Source organism: Hydrogenophaga sp., from assembly GCF_041633695.1.
Lineage (GTDB): Bacteria > Pseudomonadota > Gammaproteobacteria > Burkholderiales > Burkholderiaceae_C > Hydrogenophaga.
The window spans coordinates 1-1,577 of record NZ_JBFJMY010000689.1; the positions used below are offsets into that span (position 1 = coordinate 1).

At 63.2% G+C, this 1,577-nt stretch carries 1 protein-coding gene and 1 pseudogene; both read left to right on the forward strand.

Features of this window, described 5'->3' with window-relative positions; translation table 11 throughout:
* Positions 1 to 205: pseudogene (locus ABYB95_RS23255) on the forward strand (type I glyceraldehyde-3-phosphate dehydrogenase); the annotation flags it as partial.
* The gene (locus ABYB95_RS23260) at positions 202 to 1,407 is read left to right on the forward strand and encodes a phosphoglycerate kinase (protein WP_372662660.1); all 1,206 of its coding nucleotides are present in this window, start codon (positions 202 to 204) and stop codon (positions 1,405 to 1,407) included. The pseudogene ABYB95_RS23255 and the gene ABYB95_RS23260, both read left to right, overlap by 4 nt.
* Positions 1,408 to 1,577: the final 170 nt, after the last annotated feature.

Here is a 1,577-nt window from a genome sequence, read left to right on the forward strand (position 1 = left end):
CGTGCTGGGCTACACCACCGACAAGGTGGTGGCGACCGACTTCCGTGGCGAGACCTGCACCAGCGTGTTCGACGCCGACGCCGGCATCGCGCTGGACAGCACCTTTGTGAAGGTTGTGGCCTGGTACGACAACGAGTGGGGCTATTCCAACAAGTGCCTGGAGATGGTGCGCGTGGTGGCGCAGCGTTCGGGAGCGGGCACATGACGATGCTGCGTTTTGAGGACGTGGTGACAAGCGATTTTGCCCGCAGCAAGCGGGTATTCATCCGCGCCGATCTCAATGTGCCCTTGGATGCGTTCGGCCAGATCACGGACGACACGCGTATACGGGCCTCATTGCCTTGCATCCGCCTGGCCCTGAGTGCCGGAGCGGCGGTGATGGTCACCTCGCATCTGGGACGACCGACCGAGGGCACTTTGCAAGCCAGCGATTCGCTGGCGCCAGTGGCCAAGCGCCTGAGTGAGTACCTGGAGCGCGATGTGCCTTTGGTCGCCAACTGGCTCGACGGCGTGCAGCTGCAAGGCGCGCCGCTGCAGCCCGGGCAGCTGGTGGTGTTGGAGAACTGCCGGGCTCACGTCGGAGAAAAAAGGAACGACGATATCTTGGCACGCCAGATGGCCAGCTTGTGCGACGTGTACGTGAACGACGCCTTCGGCACCGCCCACCGCGCCGAGGCCAGCACCCATGGCATGGCCCGATACGCACCTATTGCCTGCGCAGGCCCGCTGTTGGCCAAAGAGGTGGATGCCATCAGCAAGGCGCTGGCGCAACCCCAGCGCCCTTTGGTGGCCATCGTTGCAGGCTCCAAGGTGTCCACCAAACTCGGCATCTTGCGCAGTCTGTCCCGCAAGGTGGACCGCTTGATCGTGGGCGGCGGCATCGCCAATACCTTCATGCTGGCCGCTGGTTTACCCATCGGAAAAAGTCTGGCCGAACCCGCCATGGTGAACGAGGCCAGAGCGGTAATCGAAGAGATGTGGGCGCGTGGCGCCAAGGTGCCGATCCCGGTGGATGTGGTGACCGCGACCCATTTTTCCGCTGACGCCACGGCGACGGTGAAAGCTGCGTACGAGGTGGCGGACGACGATTTGATTCTGGATATTGGGCCGGTCACCGCTGCGCAACTCGCCAGTCAGTTGGCCACGGCAGGCACCATCGTTTGGAACGGGCCGGTCGGGGTTTTCGAATTCGCCGCGTTTGAAAACGGTACACGCACCCTGGCACAGGCGATTGCCGCGTCTGCAGCTTTCTCCATCGCTGGCGGGGGCGACACGCTGGCGGCCATCGCCAAGTACGGGGTGGAGAACGCCATGGACTACATCTCGACCGGTGGTGGTGCATTTCTGGAAATGCTGGAGGGCCGTACGCTGCCGGCGCTGGAGATCCTGCAGCAACGCGCGAGCTGACCCAACGCCGCCACCTCCGAGTGCGATAACACCGCTTTCACGCGACAGCCACCCTCTTGGCTGCTGCGACCACCTGTCCCCTCATCATTAAGGAGTTCTCATGGCCTTCATTTCCCTTCGCCAAGTCCTGGATCACGCTGCCGAAAACGGCTACGGCGTTCCCGCGTTCA